This window comes from Paenibacillus sp. FSL L8-0333 (assembly GCF_037965665.1).
GTDB lineage: Bacteria > Bacillota > Bacilli > Paenibacillales > Paenibacillaceae > Paenibacillus_AQ > Paenibacillus_AQ odorifer.
The window spans coordinates 3,235,991-3,261,528 of the sequence record NZ_CP150186.1 but is presented as its reverse complement, the minus strand read 5'-3'; the positions used below and the strand labels follow the sequence as shown (position 1 = coordinate 3,261,528).

Annotated in this window: 24 protein-coding genes; 3 read left to right on the top strand and 21 right to left on the bottom strand. The window is 40.0% G+C overall.

The features are described from left to right. Window positions 1-61: 61 nt before the first annotated feature. The 6 genes from NYE72_RS14625 to NYE72_RS14600 form a co-directional block, all read right to left on the bottom strand. Window positions 62-2,665, bottom strand: coding sequence for an ABC transporter permease (locus NYE72_RS14625; protein WP_076099296.1), 2,604 nt, complete (start codon window positions 2,663-2,665; stop codon window positions 62-64). Then, complete coding sequence (locus tag NYE72_RS14620; protein ID WP_036678042.1) at window positions 2,662-3,345, bottom strand: ABC transporter ATP-binding protein; 684 nt, start codon at window positions 3,343-3,345, stop codon at window positions 2,662-2,664. The genes NYE72_RS14625 and NYE72_RS14620 overlap by 4 nt, the downstream gene beginning before the upstream one ends. A 95-nt stretch (window positions 3,346-3,440) precedes the next feature. Beyond that, on the bottom strand, window positions 3,441-4,442 hold the full coding sequence (locus NYE72_RS14615; protein ID WP_038570849.1) for a HAMP domain-containing sensor histidine kinase: 1,002 nt from the start codon (window positions 4,440-4,442) through the stop codon (window positions 3,441-3,443). Between the two features lies 1 nt (window position 4,443). Further along, on the bottom strand, window positions 4,444-5,127 hold the full coding sequence (locus NYE72_RS14610; protein ID WP_036678046.1) for a response regulator transcription factor: 684 nt from the start codon (window positions 5,125-5,127) through the stop codon (window positions 4,444-4,446). A gap of 35 nt (window positions 5,128-5,162) precedes the next feature. After that, window positions 5,163-5,963 (bottom strand): GNAT family N-acetyltransferase, encoded by an 801-nt coding sequence (locus NYE72_RS14605; protein WP_076099297.1) that lies wholly within the window; start codon window positions 5,961-5,963, stop codon window positions 5,163-5,165. A gap of 210 nt (window positions 5,964-6,173) precedes the next feature. Beyond that, the gene (locus tag NYE72_RS14600) at window positions 6,174-6,941 is read right to left on the bottom strand and encodes an SDR family NAD(P)-dependent oxidoreductase (protein ID WP_036678050.1); all 768 of its coding nucleotides are present in this window, start codon (window positions 6,939-6,941) and stop codon (window positions 6,174-6,176) included. A gap of 258 nt (window positions 6,942-7,199) precedes the next feature. Here NYE72_RS14600 and NYE72_RS14595 point away from each other — a divergent pair, with 258 nt between their 5' ends. Beyond that, complete coding sequence (locus tag NYE72_RS14595) at window positions 7,200-7,808, top strand: TetR/AcrR family transcriptional regulator (protein WP_038570842.1); 609 nt, start codon at window positions 7,200-7,202, stop codon at window positions 7,806-7,808. Between the two features lie 103 nt (window positions 7,809-7,911). Here NYE72_RS14595 and NYE72_RS14590 read toward each other — a convergent pair whose 3' ends face one another. From NYE72_RS14590 to NYE72_RS14565, 6 genes are all read right to left on the bottom strand, one after another. After that, window positions 7,912-8,229 carry an iron-sulfur cluster biosynthesis family protein gene (locus tag NYE72_RS14590; RefSeq protein WP_038570840.1) on the bottom strand — a complete coding sequence of 106 codons (318 nt, stop codon included), beginning with the start codon at window positions 8,227-8,229 and terminating at the stop codon, window positions 7,912-7,914. Window positions 8,230-8,261: 32 nt separating this feature from the next. Then, window positions 8,262-9,941 carry a biosynthetic-type acetolactate synthase large subunit gene (gene ilvB, locus NYE72_RS14585; protein WP_339211986.1) on the bottom strand — a complete coding sequence of 560 codons (1,680 nt, stop codon included), beginning with the start codon at window positions 9,939-9,941 and terminating at the stop codon, window positions 8,262-8,264. Between the two features lie 201 nt (window positions 9,942-10,142). Further along, window positions 10,143-10,601 (bottom strand): DMT family transporter, encoded by a 459-nt coding sequence (locus NYE72_RS14580; RefSeq protein ID WP_036678062.1) that lies wholly within the window; start codon window positions 10,599-10,601, stop codon window positions 10,143-10,145. Window positions 10,602-10,641: 40 nt separating this feature from the next. Next, window positions 10,642-11,067: a DMT family transporter gene (locus NYE72_RS14575; protein ID WP_036678064.1), complete on the bottom strand. Its 426-nt coding sequence runs from the start codon at window positions 11,065-11,067 to the stop codon at window positions 10,642-10,644. 190 nt (window positions 11,068-11,257) lie between these two features. Beyond that, window positions 11,258-11,659 carry an NUDIX domain-containing protein gene (locus tag NYE72_RS14570; protein WP_339211985.1) on the bottom strand — a complete coding sequence of 134 codons (402 nt, stop codon included), beginning with the start codon at window positions 11,657-11,659 and terminating at the stop codon, window positions 11,258-11,260. Between the two features lie 55 nt (window positions 11,660-11,714). Next, window positions 11,715-12,944, bottom strand: coding sequence for an MFS transporter (locus NYE72_RS14565; RefSeq protein ID WP_339211983.1), 1,230 nt, complete (start codon window positions 12,942-12,944; stop codon window positions 11,715-11,717). A 133-nt stretch (window positions 12,945-13,077) separates the two neighbouring features. Between NYE72_RS14565 and NYE72_RS14560 the strand changes: the two genes are divergently transcribed. Next, complete coding sequence (locus NYE72_RS14560; protein WP_076141662.1) at window positions 13,078-13,974, top strand: LysR family transcriptional regulator; 897 nt, start codon at window positions 13,078-13,080, stop codon at window positions 13,972-13,974. 26 nt (window positions 13,975-14,000) lie between these two features. On the opposite strand, the gene NYE72_RS14555 is transcribed toward NYE72_RS14560, so the two are convergent. Together NYE72_RS14555 and NYE72_RS14550 are read right to left on the bottom strand one after the other, a co-directional pair. Beyond that, a complete protein-coding gene (locus NYE72_RS14555) occupies window positions 14,001-15,764 on the bottom strand; it encodes an ABC transporter ATP-binding protein (protein WP_076141663.1) in 1,764 nt (587 codons plus the stop codon). After that, entirely contained in the window at window positions 15,757-17,298 is a 1,542-nt protein-coding gene (locus NYE72_RS14550; protein ID WP_339211981.1) for an ABC transporter ATP-binding protein, read from the bottom strand. Before NYE72_RS14550 ends, NYE72_RS14555 begins: the two co-directional genes overlap by 8 nt. A gap of 330 nt (window positions 17,299-17,628) precedes the next feature. Between NYE72_RS14550 and NYE72_RS14545 the strand changes: the two genes are divergently transcribed. Then, window positions 17,629-18,429 carry a polysaccharide deacetylase family protein gene (locus tag NYE72_RS14545; protein ID WP_076105627.1) on the top strand — a complete coding sequence of 267 codons (801 nt, stop codon included), beginning with the start codon at window positions 17,629-17,631 and terminating at the stop codon, window positions 18,427-18,429. A 74-nt stretch (window positions 18,430-18,503) separates the two neighbouring features. Here the strand turns inward: NYE72_RS14545 and NYE72_RS14540 are convergent, their stop codons facing one another. From NYE72_RS14540 to NYE72_RS14510, 7 genes are all read right to left on the bottom strand, one after another. Then, on the bottom strand, window positions 18,504-19,646 hold the full coding sequence (locus NYE72_RS14540) for a copper amine oxidase N-terminal domain-containing protein (RefSeq protein ID WP_076141666.1): 1,143 nt from the start codon (window positions 19,644-19,646) through the stop codon (window positions 18,504-18,506). 68 nt (window positions 19,647-19,714) lie between these two features. Continuing rightward, a complete protein-coding gene (locus NYE72_RS14535; protein ID WP_076141667.1) occupies window positions 19,715-20,875 on the bottom strand; it encodes a DHHA1 domain-containing protein in 1,161 nt (386 codons plus the stop codon). Between the two features lie 128 nt (window positions 20,876-21,003). Further along, on the bottom strand, window positions 21,004-21,231 hold the full coding sequence (locus NYE72_RS14530; protein ID WP_036678084.1) for a hypothetical protein: 228 nt from the start codon (window positions 21,229-21,231) through the stop codon (window positions 21,004-21,006). Between the two features lie 89 nt (window positions 21,232-21,320). Further along, window positions 21,321-22,946 carry a DUF4179 domain-containing protein gene (locus NYE72_RS14525; RefSeq protein ID WP_339211979.1) on the bottom strand — a complete coding sequence of 542 codons (1,626 nt, stop codon included), beginning with the start codon at window positions 22,944-22,946 and terminating at the stop codon, window positions 21,321-21,323. Continuing rightward, complete coding sequence (locus NYE72_RS14520; RefSeq protein WP_339211978.1) at window positions 22,924-23,514, bottom strand: sigma-70 family RNA polymerase sigma factor; 591 nt, start codon at window positions 23,512-23,514, stop codon at window positions 22,924-22,926. Before NYE72_RS14520 ends, NYE72_RS14525 begins: the two co-directional genes overlap by 23 nt. 111 nt (window positions 23,515-23,625) lie before the next feature. After that, window positions 23,626-24,141 (bottom strand): GNAT family N-acetyltransferase, encoded by a 516-nt coding sequence (locus NYE72_RS14515; protein ID WP_256716978.1) that lies wholly within the window; start codon window positions 24,139-24,141, stop codon window positions 23,626-23,628. 31 nt (window positions 24,142-24,172) lie between these two features. After that, complete coding sequence (locus NYE72_RS14510) at window positions 24,173-25,462, bottom strand: amidase (protein ID WP_339211976.1); 1,290 nt, start codon at window positions 25,460-25,462, stop codon at window positions 24,173-24,175. Between the last annotated feature and the right edge of the window lie 76 nt (window positions 25,463-25,538).

The following is a 25,538-nucleotide window of genomic DNA, read 5'->3' as shown; positions in this document are numbered from 1 at the left end:
ACCCACGTGTCAGATATGACACAAAAAAGCCGCGTTAAACGCGGCAATGATGGGCTAATAATTATATATTTTCCTGTTTTAATGCATCAATAATATTCTCTTTTTTCACTTTTGAGCTTGAATATAACATGGCTGCGCTAACGATGATAAATACAGCCGCTATGACACACAAGATACTCATCCACGGAAGTGTGAATCCATAAGAGAAGCTGCTCATCATTGATCTATAGATCAAGTACATAATAACGATACTAATCGGAAGCCCGTATAGTAGTGACTTTATTCCATAAAAAACACTTTCGTAATTAATCATTTTATTAAAACCATTTGGTGTCATCCCCACAGACTTCAGCATTGCGAACTCTCTTTTACGAAGGGATATGCTGGTTGATATCGTATTAAAAATATTCGCAATTGATATTAAAGTAATCAAAGCAATAAAACCATAGGTGAAAATAGACATTAACATGATCATCTGCTCACTATTTTGTCTATTTTGATACACATTTTGAACATAGATATTCCGCTCTTTCATTTCCTCTATGGCTTGTTGTGTCGCTAATGGGTCTGTGCTGTTCAAGTTAAGCCGACTTTGAATATCTTTACTCATCGTATCATTTGTTAGTTTATCGAAGACTTGTTCAGAGACGATGATGTTTATTCCACCAACCATTGCTGAATGTACACCCATGGGACGTTTATCAGTTAGAGCGGCAATTTTTACGGGTAATAAATCCGTCTCTTTTTTTGTATCCCAATCCGTATAAAAAAGATCAAGCTTTTGGCCGACTTCAGAGTGAAAAGCTTTGGTCTCGACAATTTTTTTGGCTTTCTCATCCTCAAAAGTAACCGTATCATTCACAATAGCAGTCATCTGATCAAGCTTCGTTAGTTGTTCATAATTTGTGCCGACCGTTTCTGCATAGGTTTTCAAACTCTGTTCATTTAGTGCATAAATCTGAATGTAGTAAGGATATTTCCCGTTCTTTAGAACACTCTTATCCGCCTGCACAATCTCTTGCAATTCTTTCGCCATATTTTTTTCATCAATCCATGAACTCACACTAAGTTCCCTAGTCACATTATATTCCGTTATATTAGGTAATTTGGATATCGATTTCGTCAACCGATCCACTTTTTGAGCGTCCTCAGTCCCCATAAATACTTGGATATCATAGTTCAACCCATCCTGTGAGAGTTCTACCGACCTTGTCATATTAGAAGTGAACGCTGATACAGATAAAAACAAAACGATACTAATGACAAGTGAGAACACGGTTGCTTGGTACCTGCGTTTATTTCTCTTTAAATTCTTCAAACCAATTTCTGCTTCAATACCAAACAATCTGCGCACGAACTTGGATGTTTTCACAGCTTTACCAGAGAGCCTAACATCGGTTGTTTGTCTGATCGCATCAATAGCCGAGATCTTTGAAGCCTTTCTGGCTGGAAGATAGGTGGATATAAAAATTGTCAGTATTGAAACTAAACAAGCGGTTAGTAGAGACAGAGGTGTAACAACCAACGTTAATCTTTCTGTTATGCCTAATACATCTTGAATCATCGAATTGATAAACATAAAAGTGATCCCGATGCCTGCTATTCCGCAAATGATCCCAATGGGGATACTAATTAAACCGATAATCATTCCTTCAAAAAACACTGAATTCTGCTTCTGCCACTTTGTAGCCCCTACGCTGGAGAGCATCCCTAAATGACGTGCACGCTCCGAGACAGAGATCGCAAAAGCATTATAGATTAATGAAACGGAACCAATGATAATCACAACCATAATGATCACTGACAATGAAAGAAGTGTGTTACGTAAGCCATCGTTATTCGTCACACCATAGTAGCGGAGCAGACTATTATTATAAGAGATCGACTCGATATTGTTTTCTTTTGCCAATTCCTCTGCATGCTTGTATATGGAGCTATCCACCTTGTTTAATACTACCGTCGCTGTGGTTTTTTCGGCTGCTCCAATCAAGCTTTCATCCACATAACTTAAGGCAGTATAGCCCGGAGACCATGTTGGTTCCCAAGTAGGACGCTTTATCACTCCCACAATCGTATAGTTCATTGTTTTTTTATGAATAATCTTTTCAAGCAGGGTGTCCTCTTCAGTCCGTAATCGTTCATTCTGAGATAGGGGTTGGCCACTATTTTCACCATCGCTAGTGACACGTTCACCAACATCAAGCGTTAAAGTTTCCCCCATCTTGTAAGTGACTTTTGCATTCTTTGCAATCTCCTCAGAAATGACTACTTCGTGGTTTGTCTTCGGGAGTCTACCTTCCAGCAGTTCAATCGGAAATTGTTTAAAACCAGCTGCATTATATTCCTTGATATACCAATAAGGTTTATTCTCATTCTTCCCACCCTCTAAAGGGGCGTAACCACGATCGTTGGAGATCACTAGTGCTTTTGTCGCATCATCTGTTTCTATCGCTTTGAGCTGAGCTTTAGTAACATTTCTATATTGGACATGCCATTCTCCATTTGTCGAGATACTTTGCTTCTTCATTAATTCCATAAAAGAAAAACCTAAGGTCGCGACAGCCGTTACCATAGCTACAGAAATAATGACTCCAATGATAGTAACCAATGTTCTTCGCTTATTCTGTTTCAAATGTCTTATAGTTAATTTGTTTACGATATTCACGGACGAATCACCTCATCTTTAGCGATCCTTCCATCTTCAATAGTAATGACCCGATCTGCTTGCAAGGCAATACGTTCATCGTGAGTAATAACAATAAGTGTTTGATTATACGTTTTATTAAACATTTTTAATAATTCAATAATTTCACTACTATTCTTGCTATCTAGATTACCAGTTGGCTCATCTGCCAGCATAATTGCAGGATTACTAATTAACGCTCTGCCTATGGATACCCGCTGCTGCTGTCCGCCTGATAGCTGATTCGGCAGATGTTTTAAACGATTGTCCAGATTCAACGCCTTCACGGTATCCGCAAACTGTTTCTTATCCACCTTATGCTGATCGAGCAGTAACGGTAGTGTGATATTCTCTTCGACCGTCAACACCGGTATGAGATTATAGAACTGATAAATCAGACCAATTTGTCTGCGTCTAAAGATCGCCAGTTGTGTTTCATTCAAATCGTAAATATCCGTGTTATCTACAAATACTTTGCCGCTTGTCGGTCTATCCACTCCACCTAATAAATGCAAAATGGTTGATTTTCCTGAGCCGGATGGTCCGATAATCGCTACGAATTCACCTTTTTTAATTGAAAACGATACGTCATCCAGAGCCTTTACTGCAGTCTCGCCTTTACCATATGTTTTAGACAGATGTTCAATCTTTAAAATATCCATTGTTAGACCTCCATTTGTTGATGAGATCAGTATATCTGTCTACAATGACTCTCCAGTGACTCTTAAGTGACATTCTAGTCACTAAGCTATAAGTGTTAAATCACTTGCTTGTAAAATTTGATCTGAAATTGTGTACCCTTCCCTACTTCACTCATCACATCAATCGTTCCGTTTTGTTCAGTGATAATACTTTGCGCCAAGGCAAGTCCAATTCCAATGCTGTCTTCGTTTGCATTTGTCCCCTTGTAGAATCGTTTGAAAATATAGGGGATCTCTGCCTTAGGAATTCCTTTGCCATTATCAGTAATGACAATTTCCGTGAACAGCGTGTTTTCTGCAAAAGAAATCGTGATCACTCCCCCAGCAGGTGTATGCTCTACACAGTTTTTCAGAATATTAATCATCGCCTCAGTTGTCCAATTGTAATCGCCTATGAATGAGGTAGCGTCTTCTCCTTCGATTTGGATCCGTTGCTCCTTAATATCCATTGGAATCAGTATGGGCTCCATAGATTTCTGAACAAGCCTCTTTACTTTTATTGAATCTTTTTTAAATTGAATGGTTCCGGCATCGATCTTTGAGAACTTTAATAATGAAGAAACCAGCCAGCCAATCCGATCGAGCTGAAGACTGATTTTCCGCGTAAATTCCATTCTTTTCTCAACGTTCAGTTCAGGGTCGCTTAATAAATCTGCCATCACGGTCATGGAGGTAAGTGGTGTTTTGAGCTGATGGGAGATGTCGGAGATCGCATTGGTAAGCTTTATTTTATCCTCTTGCAACAGCAAACGCTGCTCCGATAACATCAACGTCACCTTATAAATATCATTTTTCAGAATACTAAGCTCGCCTTCCTGATTATCACGAACATCGAGCGAATAATTACCGCTGCTAATTTGACGTAGATACCCTGAAAGCTTCTCAATTTCGCGGTATCTCCAGCGGGTAAATAATAAACAACAACCTATAAGCAGAACTGAAGTTACCGCCGTGATCCCCATCGCCCCTGATGAAATAAATGCCGTTACTATAATCGCCAGAAGGCTGATCGTAGACATCGTTAGTAATAACCATCTAAATTCTTTGTTACGTAACATCCTAATCACCAACCTTATACCCTAAACCGCGTACTGTTTTGATTAAGGTGGGCTCTTGCGGGTTATCCTCTAACTTTTCCCGTAAGCGTTTAATATACACAGACAATGTATTATCATTTACAAATTCTCCGGCGACATCCCAAATCCGCTCTAACAATTGATTTCTGGAAAGGACTTGTCCCACATGATTAGCAAATATCAGAAGCAGACGATATTCTAATGCTGTTAGCAGAACTTCATTGCCGTTCTTATACACTTTTCCTTCTAGCGTATTAATCCGTACATTCTCTAGTTCAAAATTAGACGGGGTCTGAGCCTGCTTGTTATATCTCCTTAACACCGATTTAATGCGTGATAACAGCTCACGAATCCGAAATGGCTTAGTTATGTAATCGTCTGCTCCCATATCAAGTCCCATCACTACATTGACCTCATCATCAATCGCAGTTAAAAAGATGACCGGAATATCGCTCCGCTCCTTCACGATCTTACACAGATCATATCCGCTGCCATCCGGTAGAGAGAGATCAAAAATGCAAAGTGTTACTTCAGATATCTGCTCCGCCAACACCCTCCTAGCAGAGGTTGCATCATAACATAAAATAGTTTCAAAATGATCCTGCTGCAAGGAATATTCAAGTCCTGACGCAATGGTTCTATCGTCCTCTACGAGCAATATTTTCATATATGTTCATCCTAACCTAATAATTTGCGAAACCGTCATATTGAAAAAGCGCTACACTTATATTGATGAATTTGCTGAAATCCTAAACGAAGAGCTAGCTTTTGGGAAGCTTCATTATCTAATGAACAGTCCCAATAAGGTGTAAAACCATTTGCAAGTATATCTCCCGCTACTAAAGCCGCTAAATGGGTCCCCACTCCTCTATTCTGATACTTGGAGAGGGTTTCAATTCCGATAGCATGAGTATCCACAGTAACGAAACTAGAATAACATACACCAATGATCTCAGCTCCCTCAATAGCAGCATATCCATAGCCTGTTGCCTTAAAGCCTTTTTTCGATGACCAGAATAAATCAATATTCTCATGTACAAATTCCATGTGCTTTAAATCTAAGTTCTCCCAATCCTGTATTTTAAGATTTATAGTTCTAATCCCATTATTAAGGGACTCAGCGGGCTTGTGGAATAACTTGAACACCATTTGTTCAAAAGGATATAGCTTCCTAGAAGGAAACATCAATGCCAGATTCCATTCATCGTGTTGACCTGAGACTTCAAAATACTCCAGCCCAAGCTTTTTCATCCTCGGTGCAATATGACTGGATACATAACTATCTAAGCTTTTGATAAATATCTCATTGGTGTGATCGCCTATAATATAAAATCCTTGCATCCCCTTACTCCATACCAACGCGCTTTTCGGTGTTACAAGTTGATCTACAAAAATCCAGCCCGGATTATTTCCCTCGATGATGGAGAGAATTTCAGGATGAATAGGAGCACCTGTAAGTAACGGTTTCACTTCAATAAAATCCTGTTGAGATAATTCAAGCATATGAACACTCCTCGCCAACAATTTATCTAAATAACTGAGCAATACTTAAAAGAATAATTCCCCTTTGTATATTCTATAAGATAATTCAACAGATTGCTTATTATTAAATCCGATCCGGGTATCCTAAATAAAAAAGAATTGAACCCAATGCTTAACGCACAGGCCCAATCCTTTATTTGGAGTATCCATGATGACCGAAATCAGCTTGCATTATTGACCTATCATACCACCGTCGACTGTATATAGAGAACCCGTTACGAATGAAGCCTCATCCGACAGAAGGAAGTTCATCACAGCGGCAACTTCTTGCGGTTCACCGTAGCGACCCATTGGTGTTGCAGCTTCGTTAGCTGCCTTGTATTCTTCTGCACTTCCGAAATTATTCTCAATTTTACGCATCATTTGTGTATTGATCGTTCCTGGCAGTACCGCATTAACACGAATGCCAAGTGGTGCAAGCTCATTTGCAGCTACGCGAGTCAGACCAATTACAGCATGCTTAGACATAATGTAAGGGGCCATGCCTGGTGCGCCCATGAGTCCTGCCAGAGAAGAAGTGTTCAGAATAGCACCTGAGTTTTGTTTTTTCATCACAGGAATTACATAGTGTAGTCCAAGAAATACACCACGTACATTGACGTTGTATACAAGATCAAGTGCTTTGACGTTAAGCTCTTCGATTTGACCTGCTGGACCTTCAATTCCGGCATTGTTTGCAAAATAATCAATGGCACCAAATTTTTCTACCGCTTTATTAACATAATTCTGAACGTCTTCTTCATTAGAGACATCCGCAGCTACAGCTAAAGAGTTAGATTCATTTAAGCCTAAATCTTGGATAACATTTTTTATCGCTTCTTCATTCAGATCGACAAGTACAAGATTCAGTTTACGATCAGACAATCGACGGGCAAGCTCCTTACCGATTCCTCCTGCAGCTCCAGTAATTACAGCAGTTTTTACATATGATTCACTCATTGTATATTCGCATCCTTTGTTATGAATTGGCTATATATTATAGTCTTAGGAGATGGGATAACCTATCTCTATTACTAGAGTACACCCCATTAGTTAATCTGTTCAATAATCAGAATTTTAATCAATGTCGCCTAACCAACAGAACTGATCTCTGTGTTTACTTATGTCTAAATCTTGAACATTGGCTGATCTTTTGTTACTTTTAAAGTAGGAATTATAAATGAACGATAAAAAGATCATAGCTGGGGGTAGTTTTTTTTGATACAGGAAGAGCATGAAGACAGAAGAACCAGAAGAACACGCCAAGCTCTGAAATCTGCATTCGTTGAACTAATATTGGAAAATAGTTATGATTCAGTTACGATATTGGACGTGACTAATCGAGCGGATTACAATCGAGGGACTTTTTATAAGCATTTTGAGAGTAAAGAGGCTTTGCTTAAGGAAATACATGATGAATTTCTACAGGGCATAGGTGAAGCGCTAATAGACCCTTATGAGGGATTGGATCGTATTGAGGCAACAGAGGTTTTCCCTTCCATTTTGCAATTGTTCGAATATATTGAGGGGCATAAAGCTGAGTTTTTGGCCTTATCCGCTGTGGAACGTGGGAAAATGACTGTTGAACTGTTCGACCGTTTACGGGAATCCATGCGTGAGGATATGCGGATTGAGATAGAAGCTGATGCTGCTCCCGTGGATTATGAAATTATGTTGAGTTACCAAATGTCTGCTACAGTAGGTGTCATTATGCACTGGGCTGAAGTCAATTTCAAATATTCGGCGAGCTATATGGCAGAACAGTTAATTACACTGGTTAACAGCAAAATAGACCATATAGCGTTTATGAAAAAATCAAATGGATAAGAAACGAAACGCAAGCAGCTAATACGGAAACAAAAATTCAAGAAACCAGAGCATTGAGAGATGATCTCAAATGCTCTGGTTTTTTAGTGTAGCAGTGCTCTACTCAGCGAATATCTTTTACTCGAATATTATTTCCTAACAGACTGGCATCACTACTTAATTTAAATGTAGGGTAATTTGCATCTGCTTCAAGTCGCATCTGTTCATCAAATAAAGATTCCTGTTGACGATCAACAAAAAATGTAAAAGGCTCTTTCTGAACTTCAATATCTGTAGCATAGGGTTCACTAATGATCTGAATTACGATCACGCCATTACAACCACAACCCTCTGTATCGAAGAACAATTTAAAATCACCTGGCCGTTCCCCAAGGTTCTCTTTTAACTTATCTACTGTTAGTGCGTTTAGTTCTATGTGCATAAGATACTCTACTCCTTATTTTGTAATTTAGACTACCCTTCAATCGATTCATCGTTGCTTGCCCCAGGCGGGACAATTGGATAGACATTTGTTTCTTCGATGACATCAAATTCCATAATAGCAGGACCTTCGGTATTCATAGCATGTTGGATTATGGCTTTAGCCTCTTCTTTAGTGCTGGCTTGATAACCTTGTGCACCAAAGGATTTAGCGAGTGCGGCAAAGTCAGGTGAACTAATCTGTACGGCTGAGTATCTTTTGTTCAAGAATAGTTCCTGCCACTGACGCACCATTCCTAAATAACCATTTTTCAAAATAACTACTTTTACATTGAGCTGCAAATCTACAGCTGTCATGATTTCCTGCATATTCATTTGAAAGCTTCCATCCCCACTTATACATACAACCTGCCGTTCCGGAAAAGCAACTGCTGCTCCAATAGCTGCAGGAAACCCGTAACCCATAGTACCCAATCCTCCAGAGGTTAGAAAGGTACGCGGCTTTTTAAAATTATAGTGATGTGCTGTCCAGATTTGATGTTGTCCTACATCCGTGGAAATAATAGCATCGGAGACAGTTGCATGATCAACGTACCGAATAACGTCTTGAGGTGTCAATCTCGATTCATGATGATCTCTAAATGGTTGAATTGGACATCTGCTCCATTTATTGATCTGGTCATGCCATTCAGGAATCTTTCTATCTGATAAGCGATTAAGCATTTCCTGTAATACGTTTGTTATAGAATCACAAAGAGCTAGATCCATCTCTATATTTTTATCAAATTCAGCTTCATCTATGTCCACTTGGATTTTATACGAATGAGGAGAGAACGCTCTGCGTTTTCCTGTTACACGATCACTAAATCTGACGCCGAGACAAACTAGAACATCAGCTGCTTGTATAGCGCGGTTCGCGGCCACCGTTCCATGCATACCTACCATTCCTAAGTGCAATGGATGATCAGATGGAAACGCCCCTATACCCATCAGAGTAGAAGCAACTGGAAGATCGAGGCGTTCTGCCAAATTAAGCAATAAGGAAGGGGTTTCACCTGCTACACATCCCCCGCCGATCAATAGTAAGGGTCTGGCAGCATTCCGAAGTTTCTCCGCCATCGTATCCAAGTCATTCCCATTAGACTGATTAGCAACTGAATATCCACGAATAGAAACAAATGATTGTTGTTCGGGAATTTCGTATATTATTGGAGTTGTGTCCATCATAACATTTTTAGGCAGATCAATAAGAACTGGGCCAGGACGTCCTGTAGTTGCCAAATAAAAAGCTTCATCAATGATGCGTGGGAGATCACTCTTATTCATTACTATGTAATTATGCTTCGTGATGGACATGGTCATGCCATAAATATCAACCTCCTGAAAGCTGTCTAATCCAATCATATCCGTGGGGACCTGACCAGTTAGTACAATCAGTGGAATGGAGTCCATAAAAGCTGTCGCTATCCCAGTTATAGCATTGGTGGCTCCAGGACCACTAGTTACGAGTGTAACGCCTACACTTCCAGTCGCTCTCGCGTAACCATCTGCGGCATGTACTGCAGCCTGTTCATGCCGTACTAAAATATGCTCTAATCCTTCACAATCGAACAATGCATCATATACAGGCAGTACGGCCCCACCGGGGTAACCAAAAATCGTTGAAACACCTTTCCTCAATAACAAGTCAACTAACAATTCCGCTCCCGACATTAGATAATTTCTCCTTTCCTTCTATGCTCCAGATTTACTGCTTTGGCAAAGTATAAATCGATTTTCTTCTCCTCTCGTGTGACTGCCATCACTTCTAATTTGACAGTCATGCGTCCGAGAATAGGTTATCCATAACAAAAAAAAGCATGAACCCTATGGGTTCACGCTTACAAATTTATTAGCTCTATTTAGAGGATTGATTTAAGCCGACTTTTGAGTCTCCCGGGCACCGCCTAGCTTAAACACTAGAATACCGCCAACAATCACAAGTACTCCGACCAACTGCTTCCAAGTGAAAGGAACCTTCTCAAGCCCTAACCAGCCGAGGGAATCCCACAATAAAGCGAATCCAAGCTGAGAGATTAACACGATAGAGATCGCATAGGTTGGTCCAAGCCGCTTGGTCCCTTGCACGAGACAGATTACAACTCCCACTCCGATCAATCCGCTGATCCAATACCAGGGCTCCATGTTTCGCAAAGTAAATATACGGTTGCCTTCAAAGATAAGACTCATGATAAAAGAAGCCAGAAATCCCATGCCTAACACTAATGTCGTTGTAGCCCAAGATCCAACCTTCTCATTAACCTTCGTATTAAATATATTTTGCAGGCTCACTAGTGAGCCCGCGATAAGCGCTAATATCAAACCTATAATCATAACTTCATTCCTCCATTTATCGATTGTCCATCAGGATCATTTAGAATTTCAGGATCACGACGCCAGCAATCATTAACGCGATACCGATAAATTGTGGCAGTCTCATCTTTCGTTTTTCCATCCCGAACCAGCCTTTAATATCGATGATGAAGGTCAAGCATAGCTGAGCAATCAGCAATGTGGATATCGTAAACGTTACACCAATCTGCTGAATAGCTGTTACCTCACTGAAAATAATGACTGCGGCAAAGGCGCCGCCAATCAAATATAAAGGTTTTACCTGTTTAAAGCCCTGTGATTTGCCATCTCGGACGAATAGCAGGATTAATAAGGACATTATAAACCCAGTTAGCTGTGTAATTGTCGCAGCTTGCCAAGTCCCAATATCTTGACTAATTCGAGCATTAGATACTCCTTGCAGAGTGATACAAGCCCCCGCTAAAAACGCAAATATAATTCCTCTCATTTCTCTCTCTCCTCAACTTCGATCTCTTACATATTAAAAAGCAATTCAGGCCTTTAAAAAAGGACATCTGTCCTAAACCAAAATAAACGATGTTGTTGCCCCTATAAGCCTTTCATATATTTTCAAAAAAAAGACCGCCTCAAGCCATCTCTTAGGCTTAAAACGGGCTTTCAGAACTTTAAATTGTGGATTAGGAAAGTAATTTATGCTCATGCAATTGATCAAAAATGATCTGTGTAACGACTGAAACACCATTTCGATCCTTATAAGATAACCAGGATAACTCTTCAATTTCCGACGCAGGACTAAGTGTACCTTCAAAATCGGCGATATAACATGTCATTTTAACTATGACGCCTTCCTCTTTACCGTGAGCTTCCGCTTCAAAGGTTCCAAAATAGGAGATGGTTTCTGGTTTAATACGAACAGAGATCTCTTCCTCGATTTCGCGCACGAGCGTCTCCTCGTCTGTTTCTCCAGCTTCTCTTTTTCCTCCAGGCAAATAATAGGTATCTTTCCCTGTGGAACGCGCACACAAAACTTGTCCATTCTGAATATGAATCCATGCAATTTTATCAATGATAGTAGTCATACAGTTCTCCCCATATTTTTTCTGATAATTATATCATACAGCCAAGACCATCTATTTATACAACGTCTATATTTGATTTTTGTATGTGCAGCTTAGCTTTGGCCTGAGGTACATGATGGAGCAAATAGTACGCAGCAAGAGAAAGAAGTGTTACTCCCCCTGCAACCTCATACATCATTCGGTAATCCGTATAAGAAGCAATTAAACCCATGAAATAGGAGCCCGCTCCATAACCCAAATCAAATAACAAGAAAAAGGTCCCATTCGCACTACCTCTACGATCTTTAGCCGCTAATTTAAGCGCAAGAGTCTGGAAACATGGCATAAGTGCACCATATCCAATTCCCATAATGACACCAGACATCATTAACATCAAACCAGACCGAGCTTGACTTAAACTAAGCAATCCAACGGCGAAGATAAGAATTCCGGGATAGATGAGAATATGCTCATTATATTTATCGAATACTTTACCTATAACCGGACGAAACAATACAATCATAATTGCAAAAGCCACAAAAAAATAACCAGTAAGCTGTGATTGATGAATTTCTTTCGTAAAAGAAGCTATAAATCCAGACAATGAGCTATAGGAAAAAGCAAGTGTAAATCCGACAAGTGAAATCGGCAAGGCTTTTGGCTCGATTACGTCTCTCCAGCGGAGCCCTTTTCGCGTCTTCGCAGGTTCCTTAATAGCTTCAATAACGTTAGCCTTATCTTCTTTTGGCATCCGAACACCTAACGTGAATAACAGCGAAAGAGCAGCAATCACACATACACCTAACAGTAATACATTAATATTCTCATCTTTCCAGAGAAAAAGCCCCAATGCGGGTCCAATGACCATAGCAATGCTCATAAACATGCTAAAATAACCGATGCCTTCTCCTTGACGTGAATAAGGAATTAGCGTCGAGGCTATTGTACTTGTAGCTGTAGAGGCAACAGCATAACTCATTCCGTGTAGGAAACGAATCACCAGGAATAATACAATTCCATTAGATCCGAAGTAACCAATACAGGCGATTAGAAAAATGGTTAGGCCAATAACCGCCATTTTCTTTTTACCGAATTTATCGACCCATTGTCCCGAAAAAGGACGGATCAATACTCCCCCTATTACATAGATAGTAATCGCTAACCCCATTTGCTGCTGATTCCCGTGCAAACTTTCCTTTACGTATAACGGGAATGCAGTTGCCAGAATGTAAAAGGTCAGGAACATAAAAAAACTACTTAAGCAAACAACAATAAAATTCCGGGTCCATATTTTCTCTCTAATCACAACAGACTCTCTCCATCCTACCTATAACTTTTTATATGTTACAATAGTATAGGACTGAAAATTAATTAAGTAAAATACATATTATATGATCGATAGATCACATTAGAGTTATAAGTAAAGTGAGGTTTTTGTTATGGAATTCCTTCAGCTTCAATATTTTCAGGCAGTTGCACGCCATGAACACATGACTAAGGCCGCAAAAGAATTAAATGTATCTCAGCCCTCCCTTAGTAATTCCATACAGCGTTTAGAGAAAAACTTAGGTGTTCCCTTATTCGAGCGACAAGGCAGAAATATAAAATTGAACGAATTCGGCAAAACCTATCTGCAACGCGTCGAGCAAGCTTTTATGGAACTTGAAGAAGGACAGCGTGAGCTCACAGATATGGCTGGACTTGAACATGGAGTAATTTCCATTGCGGCCACACTCCCGTATGTATTGCCCACTTTACTAAAAGAATTTCTTACCCTTCATCCGCATGTACGGATCATCCAACGCCAGCTTGGCTCTGCGTTAGAAATGAGAAATGATTTAGAGAGTGCAGCGATTGATTTTTGCATATCATCTACACCTGTTACCGGACCAGATATCGAGTGGCTTACCTTAGCAGAAGAAGAATTATGTTTGACTGTGCCCAAGAATCATCGCTTTGCTGATCGAAAGAGTATTTCTTTGATAGAAGCAGCAGGTGAGAATTTCATTTCTTTATCTTCTAGATATAATTTCCGTGAAATTTCAGATGAATTTTGCCGACAAGCTGGATTTGAACCTCAAATTACGTTCGAGCTTGAAGAAGTAAGCGCCATTCAAACCCTAGTAGAAATGGGACTAGGAATCACCTTCACCCTCCCTCTCTCCTTAGGCAGAAGAAGTCAAAATACCGAAATTGTTCAATTAAAAATAACAGATCCGTTATGTCAACGCTCTTTTGGCATCGCATGGAGCAGAAAGCACTTTTTATCGCAAGCAGCTATACATTTCCGGAAATTTGCTGTGGATTTTTTTAGTAAACCTCATGGATATAATTAAGGTAAAAACTACAATGCTAAGCATTTTTAGTTATACCAAGATGATTGTAAAGCGTACATATCTGCATAAATCCCTTTATTATTTATTAAGTCTTGATGCTGCCCCACTTCAGCTATACTTCCATTATCAATAACATAGATCGTATCAACATTTTTCGCCCAGCCCAGTCTATGTGAAATGAAGATCGCAGCTTTATCTTGGCAGATATCTAATAATTGTGTATAGATCTGCATCTCAGCATTCGGATCAATCGCAGAAGTAGGTTCGTCAAACACTATAAGATCCGCATCATTATATAACGCACGCGCTATCGCCAGCTTTTGCCACTGTCCGCCTGATAGCTGCCTGCTTCCTTCAAGCATTTGACCTAACCTTACATCTAGTCCCCCTAATTCGTAAAACAAATCCATCAGCTCACATTTTTCCAGAATACTTAGTATTTTCACATCGTCCGGCGAAGATTTGGCATCACCCAACAGGATGTTTTCTCTTAGTGTCATTTCGAATTTAATAGAATGCTGGTACACGACGGATACTTTACCTTGAGGTTCTGGACTGTCTTTCCAGTAAATAGATCCAGAACTAGCAGTGTACTGCCCTAATAACAATTTGATCAAGGTAGACTTTCCTGCTCCATTTTCTCCAACGATGGCTATTTTCTCACCGGGCTTTATGACCATATTGATGTTAGATAAAACATACTTACTGGATTTGGCGTATTTAAAATAAACATTTGAAACGGTAATAGGAAGCATAGATTCAGAGCTATTATTGATATTATTTTTTCGGAAATCTCTATTTTTATAGGTAAGCACTTCATTTAAGTCATATAATTTACTGCTGCTGATGTAAAGCTTGCTTAGCGGCCAGGTCAAACTCATGATTTTACCACCACAAGTTAACAAAGCCAGAAATAATACTGAGATTGTCCCCACAGTAACTGTATTTGACTCCCCCATTTTACTTAACAGATAGACCAATACGATAAAAATAGCACTCGTCTGAACCATAGCCACAATCATCCCTGTTTTGATTTCGAATTTCCTCGCACTATACCTTTTATCATGCTGCTTCTTCATAAGCTTTGCCCAGAGATCCGTAAAATAGAAGATAGAGTTATAGATTCGCATTTCCCTAATCGCATTAGGATCTTCCAAAGTTACAGCTAGATAATCCCCCATTCTGCCGTCAAAAGTAAGCTCTCGCCCTGTTCTTCTAACTTTAATCTCTGTAAACATTCGAAAAGATAAAGTAGATACGATCATTAAACCCACCACCAGTGTGACTAAAAAATATCCACTTGTAGCCGATAACCAGATGATACTTATAAGTCCTGAGATATTTCCTACACTGGACAACAAAAAACCAGTAATTCCCTCTAAATCTTCTCCAACTATTGTTTTAGCTCTTTGCAGCTTGTTCCCAAACTCTTCATCATCAAAATCCTCAAAGTCAACTTGGTTTGCAATATCTATCAGCTCGGATTGGAAAGCGAGAGTTAGTTCCGCATTCATTCGACTTTTCATTATGTTGGTTATACTCAATGAACAGGCTTGTACTCCATGAATTAAAACAAACCATAGAATCGGAATAAAGGTTATCGCACCAGCAGCTACTGCATTAATGATATGAACTTGAACAGAATACGAATAAAAAGTTAATAATCCACTGATTATAGGAACTATGATCGTTATTATTGAGATTACTGGACTTTTTCCAATCATCCGTGCCAGTATCGTTAAAATATTCTTAAGGTCTCTTCTCAGCAGAATCTCTCCTTTCTCAGCCATATAAAGAGGACTGGCGGTTAAACATTCCCCTGTACTTACCATCCAACTTCATTAATTCTTCATGTGTTCCACTTTCAACGATTTCTCCATGCTCAAACAGAAAAATTCTATCTACGAATTTGGACATATATAGCCGATGTGTCACAATAATGGAGGTCTGCTGCTCTCCTAATTTCATAAAGGTTTCAAACGCCTGCTGTTCCGCGTAAGGATCGAGGGCTGCAGTAGGTTCATCAAAAATCGTAAGCGAGCCGTTGTTGAGATAAGCACGTGCGATCGCAAGTCTTTGCCATTGTCCACCAGACAGATCGATCCCCCCAAACTGTGGACCTACTAAAGTGTCCAACGCAACACCATAGGAATCAGCTTCTACTTTTCTCATCGCAGCTAATAATCTTGAATCGTCATACATGGCAGCAATATTCCCCATGGCTATGTTTTCTCGAATTGGTCTATGTAATTTAGTGAAATCCTGAAAAACAACTCTCACACCCTTTGTGACGTTATGAGCCAGCACTTCCTGCTCTCCATTAAACCACTGGATGTTTCCCGCTGTTGGATGATATAACCCTGCTATCAGCTTGATGAGCGTGGATTTTCCGGAACCATTCTCACCTACAAAGGCAACTCGTTCACCAGGATTGAGAGTCATGTTTATACTATTAAGCGTGTCCTGTGCATTGGTTGCATAACGAAAATTCAACTGCTGAATTGTGATCTGCATCGCATCGGTATTCCTTATGGAATCTTCCGGATCTCTTTGAACTTGCTCTTCAAGTTCCAAATACGCACTATACTCATTGAAGCGCAAACGACTTTTGGTCAGATCAGAATACATCCTTGTTAGTGCAGGTATGACAATAAATATTTGACTAGATATCTGAAGTAATAATACGAAAAGTCCGGCGCTCTGCCCGCTACCTCCAAGCGTAATTGCTAAAATAGCAATCGTAAGCCCGTTTAATAAAGTCATTATTATACTTTGGGAGAAGCTTAAGGTCTCAGATAAAATAACTTTTCGGTGCATTTGTTTGAAATTTCCATTGAAGATTTCTTTCATTGTGGTAACCAAGTAGGAGGACATTCCGTACATTCTTACTTCCGGGAGGGTATTTCTACTAACCAGCAAATCAACGATATAATTAATCATTCGTACAGAGGAGGTTTGATTCGCTGAAATGGCCTCTACTTTCCGAGACATCCATCTCATGAGGTAAAGCTGCAGAATTTGTACAACTAAAATGAACACTGCCAGGATATAAAAGCCATAACAGGATAGAACTACGATTAGTGCGATTAATGTTATAAAGTGGATTGTCACTCCGGTCCATTGATCTAATAAATCGATCAGGGAAAGCCGTTTTGCTTTTTCTCTAATCGTTTTTGTTGCGGGGTCTTCCAATAAAGCCGTCGATAATTTAGAGGTCTTAGCCAAAATACTATGTTCCAGTTCATAAATACTGGTTGCCGTTAAATTGGTTACAGAAATGGCTCGAAGAGAACCATTGATGCCAGCCAGATATAAAATTAACATCAGTGAACTTACCAATAGTAAGATATGTAGGTAGGCGTTAGTCGTGAAGTTCTGAATGAGGTCAACCACATATTTCGTTATGAACAGCTCTGCAAATAGAATTGGTGGGCTCAGCAGGTTAGTGATAAAATATAAAAGTGAGTTTCTTTTGTCTTTTACATAGAGCAGTTTTACAACGTAGAGAAAGTCAGGCAGATAGCATCTCTCCTTAAGTGTATATTTCTCACTGAAAACTCTTTCCTTTTTAAACGTGGAATCTGATTATAACGTTAATTGTTTATAATTGGAAGAAGTAATTTCGAGATTACCAAATTATAGGAGTGTGAATTCATGAAACTTCAATTCAACTTATTCCCAGGCGGATTATCTAAGGCGCTCACTATGAGCTATGATGACGGCCAGAAACACGATATCCGCTTGGCTGGTATTTTTGATCAATATGGAATCAAAGGGACCTTCCATTTAAATAGTGCAATGATCAATGCACCTGGGTTCTTATCGCCCGCTGATGTTAAGCATTCGCTCAGGAATCATGAAGTGTCCGCCCATTCCGTTACTCACCCACATCTAGAGCGTCTTCCTTTACCGATGGTAATTGAAGAGCTGTTCGAAGACCGTAAACGATTGGAAAAGCTGGTGGATTATCCAGTGCGAGGCATGTCCTACCCCTACGGTACATACTCTCAGGAGATAATTGCACCACTTCAGTCCGTAGGAATTGAATACAGCCGCACTGTTCACTCTACTAAACAATTTGATATGCCTCTTAATTTCATGGAATGGCATCCAACCTGCCACCATATTGAAGATCTGCATCAGGTTTGGGAGCGATTCACAATGGAAGGACCCTCCCAGAAACTAAGACTCTGTTATGTTTGGGGCCATAGCTATGAGTTCGCACAGCAGAACAATTGGGAGCTAATCGAAACCTTTTGCCAACAAGCAGGTGGACATACAGATATTTGGTACGCTACTAATATTGAGATTTATGATTATGTCACTGCCCTGTATTCACTGAAATTAAGTGCCGACAAAACGATTATCCGCAACAATTCTGCCATAGATGTTTGGGTATCTATAAATGATCAACCCGTTCAGATTAAGGGTGGAAGTATGATGACGACGAAATAATCATAAATACATAAAAAAGAGCGATGTTCAACATCGCTCTTTTTTTGTACTAATTATATTGATGTGATTCCGAATTATTTCGCTTGAAGTGTATATGTCACTGTTTTTGCTTTTTCCTCAAGGATTGGCGTGTAGGTGAAGGTCAGTACATTCCCCTTACGGCTTTTCATCCCTAACATTCTGCTCAGAATGTATTGATCTCTGCCATCATTTACTTTATCCCATTCTTTACGATCCTCACTAGTAATCAGTTGTTCACTGAGATTGACGATTTCTCCTGTACTGCTGTAGACAATATATAATTGTGTTGTATCTAATAAGCGAACGAGTGCCACATCCTCCGCGGCGTACTCCACTATGAAATCACCGGTTGCCCCGGTTAATTTCTCCATCTCAAACAACTTGCCCAAACCGCCATCGTTAGTAATATACTGAACGTTCTTCCCATCGGTCATATACACCTGAGTGGAGGGCACTTGAGGCGCATGAGGATAAGCAGAGATCATATAATGATAATCCATTTGCTGAATTATTGTACCTGCTTGAACTAGTACCTGATAGCTGTTGCTGAAATCATTAAACATAGCATAGTGATTGTCTGTTAACTGGAGCAAGTACTTGCCATTTCCAAATTTCTTGATCTCAAATCCATGATTGTAAGCGGATCCCTTGAGCGGTAGTTGGCCAATAATTACTGGTTTCCCAGCTGCTGTAGCCCGGTAATATAAATCACCGTTTTTTTGAGATATCCAATAGGATCTTCCTTCTACAGAAGCGGCAACAAATCTAGGTTCATCTACGATGTGGATAATTCCATCCGTTTTATTTAGCCCCGCTTTACCCCCAAGTACACTGACCGCAGAGACCAATGGCACGTACAATGAACCTTTTATGATACGCGGAGATTTTGTTAATCCCATCGCTCCCCCGTTCACTTTTGACGTTGCAGCACCCGCAGTGAAGATGACTTCACGCTCTGGACGTACCAGCTTGGCCGTTTTTAATTTTTGATCCCACGATAACGTATAACCCATAGCATCTGCAAGTGATTTCAAAGGTACAAAAGTTGTATTCTCCGCGATGACTTGTTTACTGCTGATTCCAATTTCTTTATAGTTGAATTGAATTTGCTTGTCTGCTTGCGCAGATGCCGATCCATACCCAGTACTTAAAATCAAAACAGCAAAGATCCCTAGCGTTACTTTCCATTTATTCATTTCTATCCGTCTCCTTCGACATTATAATCATATGTAATTAGACGGAAGATAATGGAAAAAGTTTCATTTCACTCTCTAGCAAACTCATAAAAAGCCAAAGCATCCTCCCAAGTTGGGAATCCTGCTTGCGCCAGTTTATCGCTGCCCCCGCCTTTACCGTTGTAGCTGCCTAGATGAGCTTTGAAAAAAGCTCCACAGGAAATCTCCAGGCTCCCATTCTGCGCAAACACAACCTTATTCTCCGCAGAAGTAGCTAATAATACAGGAAGATCACATTTCGAAGTCAACTTATTAGCTAAGCTCTGTAGATCTTTTAGCGATTTATCCTCAAATACTTGTGCGATTATCTTTCCCGCTTGCTCATTTAAAAGCTCTTGCACGACATAGTCGTCATTTTTTTCTTTAAGCAGGTTAATTTCAGCTTGCAGAAGCTTTTGTTCATTTTCCCATTTTTCAATTCGATCGATAATTTCATCTTTGCCTGTATTGAATTTGGAAGATAGTGTACCAAGGATTTGCTGACTGGTATTAAATTCCTCTAAAGCCCGGTATCCACATTTAAAATAAATCCGCGTATTCCCTTTTATTTTTTCAGCTTTCAGAAGCTTAATCATTCCAATTTCACCTGTTGAGGACACATGTGTCCCCCCACAAGCGTTGTATTCAACATCTTTGATCTCAACAATCCTGATGTTCTCTGTCACTTTTGGCTGTTTAACCAATTTAAGCTGTGAAGCCTCTTCCCCTGTTACGAAATAGCTGAGAATATTGTGATTTAAGTAAATCTGCCGATTAACTTCTCTCTCTATCGAGGACAGTTGACCAGCATTCAGTTCTGGCACTTCTATATCAATGGTGCAATAATCCTCACCTAAATGAAAGCTTAAGATCATAAAGTTATGTTTTTCTAGACAAACCGCTGAGAGCAAATGCTGCCCACTATGCTGCTGCATATGGTCAAATCTTCTATTCCAATCGAGCTGGCAAGCTACCGATTCATCATTAGGTAAACGTTCCAGCTTATGTAGTACAAGCTCTTCCTCACTGATTACATCAAGCACAGGAATTCCCTGAATAGATCCTAGATCACAGGGTTGTCCACCACCATGCGGATAAAAAGCCGTCTCCTCCAAAAGAACATAAAGACCATCTTCTCGTTCTATGGTTTCAGTCACACGGGTTTGCCAATCAGTCAGGTATGTTGAATTGTAGTATAATTTGTTGGTCATAAATGGTTTCCTCTCTTTTTACGTTATCGACATATTAAGTTTATAGTATCATAACGGATAGTGTGAATCTTATTATTTCAAAAAAACCAGCTCCACGCAAAAGCTGCGTAGAACTGGTATTAGGGTAATTAACAAGAACAAGTAGCATCTTTTAAATTTCTAATGGCAATTGCATTTAGTCGAAGCGCTTCTACTATTGAGTCTCTTACTGCTAACAATTCAAATCTTTCACGACTGCCAATAGGCAACCTGCAAAGAATGGCTTCAATTCTTTTAAGACTTTCTTTCAGAATCACTCTTTGCTTACGCAATGCGTTCAAAGCTCTTTGAATTTTTCTCTTCTCTGCAGCAGTCATAAACTACCACCTCTTTTCGATTGTGATAGTATATGAGATGCTTATTCCCCCTTATTTGCTTGTACAATCCGGAAACCAAATAACTATATTTACTCTTTTTTGCTAGCTTCCATGATAGGAACGGACCAGTCTACATTAGTATACATTCGATTGTTTATCGTGCGTATTAATTGAAGCTGCTCGGGAATTTGTGTAAGGCCTTCGGCACGAAATTGGAAATATTTCTTTTGATTATTTGACTGAGATTGAACAATTATAATATAACCATCCTTCCATCCTTCCCCTTTGATAGAATGCGCTCCTTGTTTAGTGAGTTTGTATTCCTTGCCATCCATTGTCTTGAACATCCATTCATCATTCATAAATTCATTTTTCAATCTTCCGCTAAAATGTAATACACCTTCCTTCGCTGATACATTGTTATCGGGAGACGATTCCACTATAAAATCATTTAACATCAGCTCATCCCCGTCAAAAGCAAAGGGAATCGGATGTTCTTTCAACTTGGCTGGCTCAAATTGCACACTAGAACCATCCTTCTCTGGGATAAAATATCCATCCAATACGAAAGTATAAGGCGTATCCTGTGGTAAATATTTAAACGTATAGCTCCAGTGCATAAGTCCCTTTGTTGCCCCGGGAATGTTAGAGTAGGACATCACGCTATTCTTATTAGGAAACTTTCTAGCATTAACACTGTGAATCTCTTCTCCTGCTGTATCCTCAAAATGGAATTTCAAGCCCTGTTGCTTCCATAGTTCGCCTGGAGAACGGGTCAACGCCTCTTCACTCAATTGAGTATCGAACTCAAAACGAACACCTTGCACCATATGAGTTAATTTTTTCAAGGTCACAGTTAAACCGTCCGGGGAGGTGTAGCTACCCGTTAGTGGCATGGAGGTCGTTTGTTTATTCGCTTCCGTCATATCCATCGAAAAATTGAAATTCCAATCGCCTTTAAGAGTAGGGATGTTCTTGCGTTCACTTCCCAATTCAGTAATATGACCTTCGACCGTAATTCGATCAGTTTGCAGAGGTTCAGTGAAATTAGCGATCAAATAGTAAAAGTCACTGGTAAATCCTATATCGTATAACTCCCCAACAACCTTCCCTTGATCATCCTTAATCGCAATACTGTTCCCATCATTAAGGGCCAAGCGTTTTTTATCATGCTTTCCATCCGGTCCAAACAACTGTAACGCAACAATTACCCGTGTAGGATCTGCCACCGCTTCATCTATTTTGATAGTGTAGCCCTTATCCTTCACCTTAATATTAGGATGTTCTACTAACCCAAATTCTTGTGCTCGTAGAAGGCCAATGTCCATGTTGTTTTTTACAAAAAGAGAACGTAAAGTCTCTGCCAGTGTAGGAACGGAATATAAGATCACGGCACTTAGTACAACCAGTAACAACGCCGCGCCCATAAATAATCTCAGCAACTTATTGCGCTTCGGATGCTTGCGATTCCTTTGTGTTGGAGTAAATTCCTCTAGCTCTACTTGTTCCAAAGAAGCCATTACTTGAGCAGTAAATGAATCTGGTAAGCGCTCTTCATACATAGCCTGCGACCATTCTGCTTGTTCTTCAAGCTCTGCTTCGTAGATCATATTACAATGCGTACAAGTTGCCATATGTTCAGCTACGGCTTGATCTCGTAAGATAGATTTGCTTAAAATATATTCTTCGATCTCATAGGAATTTAAGCACCTCATCGGTCTTCACCTCCTGGAGTGTAATTAGCTGCTTCAAACGCTGTTTAGCCCGGTATAAATCATTTTGAATCTTGCTTAATGGAACATTTAGAACCATACACATTTCTTCATAGCTTAAATCATTGGTATAACGAAGCAGTAAAGCCGTACGATAATTAGACGGGAGCTTCTGCATCAGGTGAAGCAGCTCTGTGCGATGCTCCGATCGCATTAATTCTTCTTCTGGATTATCCGAAAGAGAATGTTCGGCATTGTTGTCCGGCAAACTCGCTGTCGGTCGGTCTTTTTTCCACAAATCCTTCAGTAAATTAGTCGCGATAGCATATAGCCACGCCGCAAAATTCTTATCCAAATCATGTGAGGCCAGCTTGCGGTAAGCTTTAATAAAAGTCTCCTGCGTTATGTCTTGTGCATCTTGATGATTGGCTCCCATTCCTCGCATAAGCCCATAAATTTTATTCTTATATCGATTTACAAGATACGAATAGTCTTCTTTATGTCCATCGAGAATATTTTGGATCCATAGCCTCTCATCCTCTTTTTCAACTTTCGATACATGTCCCTTCACCCTGAAGCCTCCTTGAAGCACGATACTTTATAGACGATCCCTATTTAAAAAACTCTCACTTTATACAAAAAAAAGTAGATCTTCAAATAAAACGAAGACCTACTGTGTAATCTACCGATTACGTTTTAGAACAAAATACAACAATTGATCACGAAGTTCAGCGTCCTGCTCAAACCCTAATCGCTCTAGCAGCATTAAGGATCTAACATTCTCTGGCTCAACTGTAGCGTCAATACTAGTAAACCCCAATTTCAAGAATCCCAAATCAATAATCTCTTTCATCACTTCGTACATGTAGCCTTTGCCCCAGAACGCTCTGGATAAATCATAGCCTACCTCTGCTGTAAATTCATTGCCTACTCTTCTTAAATAATGATATCCGCAGGTGCCGATAAACTCATTATTCGCTTTTTCGAACATTCCCCATCTACAACCCAAATCGTCCAAATGATACTGAATGATCTCTTCAGCTTCTTTTAGATCTTTGCAGGGCTCAATGTCCATATATCTAGTTACTTCTTCATCAGAAAAATGTCTAAAGACTACATTTGCATCCTCTAGATTTAAAATCCGCAATTCAATTCTTTCTGTATGCAACGCAGGAAACACAACACTTTGACTGTTCAACTTAACACCTTCCATTTCTACAGCAATAAAATCACTGAAGCGCTAAAGAAACATCTTTACTCCAATAAATTAACTCTTCATCCCTACCATATGCCCCGATACATTGAAACCCTAATGGCATGTTATTTATAGTGGCAGCTGGAATACTCACCGCAGGCGCTCCAGCATATGACCAAATGGCCGTCATTCCGGTCCATCCGGTTCGTGTTCCCCACAGCGGAGCTGTTCCTGCCTGAGCCGGCGAAACCCACAGATCAATCCCCTGTGAATTCTGCACATCTAATAGATCATTTCTGAGCTTGAGTTGTCCGCTACGATATCCTTCCAGTTCTTCCTCAGTAATGGTTCGTCCAGATAAAATAGCCTGCCGTACGGTATCATCATAAAGATCTTTATAAACATCAAATAGTGGATCATGGACTTGCGCCATTTCTCCATGTACAAACCTCACCATGGCATCTCCGTAGATAAAGCTATCTTCCCACGGCATCGCAACTGTTTTTATGCTGAACCCTGCTTCCTCAAGCTTCTTAAGCTGCTTCTGAAAGGTTATCTTGGTGTCATCCTCCAATAATGTCATGTACACACCTTCGGGTATCCCCAGTACAGGTTTACGAGCTTCTTTAAAAGGTCTCCATCCCGTTACAAGCTCAGCGGCGAGAAAGTCCATACCCTCCATATCCTGAGTGAAAAATCCAAACGTATCAAAAGATGGCGACATCAATTGGACACCATCTATAGGGATACGCGCATAACTAGGTTTAAAGCCGACCACTCCGCAAAATGAAGCAGGTGCCATAACAGAACGCAAAGTTTGTGTACCTATCGCAAATGGACAGATGCCCGCGGCAACCGCAGCAGCAGAGCCTGCACTAGAACCGCCAGGCGTATGATCCAGCTGATGAGGATTGCGGGTTGTGATAGGTCCGGCATAAGCAAATTCCTCCGTCACTGTTTTGCCGGTGAACCAAACCCCTTTTTGCCGAAGCTTTTGAATAAAACTGCCTTCAGACTTCGTCAAAGCTTGTGAGGGGAGGTTCGACCCTGCACGGGTAGGCAACCCATCTAAGTGAATTAAATCTTTGATTCCAGCAGGTATTCCATATAGCGATGGTTTAGGAATTTCTGAATACTTCTCTCTTACCCCAGCCACTTCATTTTTTATTCTATCTGCTCGGTTCTCCTCTGGCACAAAAGCACGCACGTGTGGTTCTACCTTATCGTAAAGATCTAAATATTGTGTAAGATATCTATCCATGGTTACATCTGAGATCTTATTGCCCTGAGCAAACTGAGCTAACGAAGATTTATTAATGTACATGTCTGATTGGAACCCTCCTTAATATTCACTTAAACCACTTAAACCAGGAAGCCATTTGAAGACGATTGTATTAATT

Excerpts from the sequence above, each read along its gene's own strand:
- NYE72_RS14540 (WP_076141666.1), bottom strand. The coding sequence starts at position 19,646 with ATGAATAAATGGAAAGTAACGCTAGGGATCTTTGCTGTTTTGATTTTA.
- NYE72_RS14530 (WP_036678084.1), bottom strand. The coding sequence starts at position 21,231 with ATGACTGCTGCAGAGAAGAGAAAAATTCAAAGAGCTTTGAACGCATTG.
- NYE72_RS14570 (WP_339211985.1), bottom strand. The coding sequence starts at position 11,659 with ATGACTACTATCATTGATAAAATTGCATGGATTCATATTCAGAATGGA.
- NYE72_RS14545 (WP_076105627.1), top strand. The coding sequence starts at position 17,629 with ATGAAACTTCAATTCAACTTATTCCCAGGCGGATTATCTAAGGCGCTC.
- NYE72_RS14610 (WP_036678046.1), bottom strand. The coding sequence starts at position 5,127 with ATGAAAATATTGCTCGTAGAGGACGATAGAACCATTGCGTCAGGACTT.
- NYE72_RS14560 (WP_076141662.1), top strand. The coding sequence starts at position 13,078 with ATGGAATTCCTTCAGCTTCAATATTTTCAGGCAGTTGCACGCCATGAA.
- ilvB (WP_339211986.1), bottom strand. The coding sequence starts at position 9,941 with ATGTCGGGAGCGGAATTGTTAGTTGACTTGTTATTGAGGAAAGGTGTT.
- NYE72_RS14615 (WP_038570849.1), bottom strand. The coding sequence starts at position 4,442 with ATGTTACGTAACAAAGAATTTAGATGGTTATTACTAACGATGTCTACG.
- NYE72_RS14605 (WP_076099297.1), bottom strand. The coding sequence starts at position 5,963 with ATGCTTGAATTATCTCAACAGGATTTTATTGAAGTGAAACCGTTACTT.
- NYE72_RS14580 (WP_036678062.1), bottom strand. The coding sequence starts at position 10,601 with ATGATTATAGGTTTGATATTAGCGCTTATCGCGGGCTCACTAGTGAGC.
- NYE72_RS14600 (WP_036678050.1), bottom strand. The coding sequence starts at position 6,941 with ATGAGTGAATCATATGTAAAAACTGCTGTAATTACTGGAGCTGCAGGA.
- NYE72_RS14510 (WP_339211976.1), bottom strand. The coding sequence starts at position 25,462 with ATGTACATTAATAAATCTTCGTTAGCTCAGTTTGCTCAGGGCAATAAG.
- NYE72_RS14590 (WP_038570840.1), bottom strand. The coding sequence starts at position 8,229 with ATGCACATAGAACTAAACGCACTAACAGTAGATAAGTTAAAAGAGAAC.
- NYE72_RS14525 (WP_339211979.1), bottom strand. The coding sequence starts at position 22,946 with ATGAGGTGCTTAAATTCCTATGAGATCGAAGAATATATTTTAAGCAAA.
- NYE72_RS14550 (WP_339211981.1), bottom strand. The coding sequence starts at position 17,298 with ATGTTAATTTTATATCTGGCTGGCATCAATGGTTCTCTTCGAGCCATT.
- NYE72_RS14575 (WP_036678064.1), bottom strand. The coding sequence starts at position 11,067 with ATGAGAGGAATTATATTTGCGTTTTTAGCGGGGGCTTGTATCACTCTG.
- NYE72_RS14620 (WP_036678042.1), bottom strand. The coding sequence starts at position 3,345 with ATGGATATTTTAAAGATTGAACATCTGTCTAAAACATATGGTAAAGGC.
- NYE72_RS14555 (WP_076141663.1), bottom strand. The coding sequence starts at position 15,764 with ATGGCTGAGAAAGGAGAGATTCTGCTGAGAAGAGACCTTAAGAATATT.
- NYE72_RS14535 (WP_076141667.1), bottom strand. The coding sequence starts at position 20,875 with ATGACCAACAAATTATACTACAATTCAACATACCTGACTGATTGGCAA.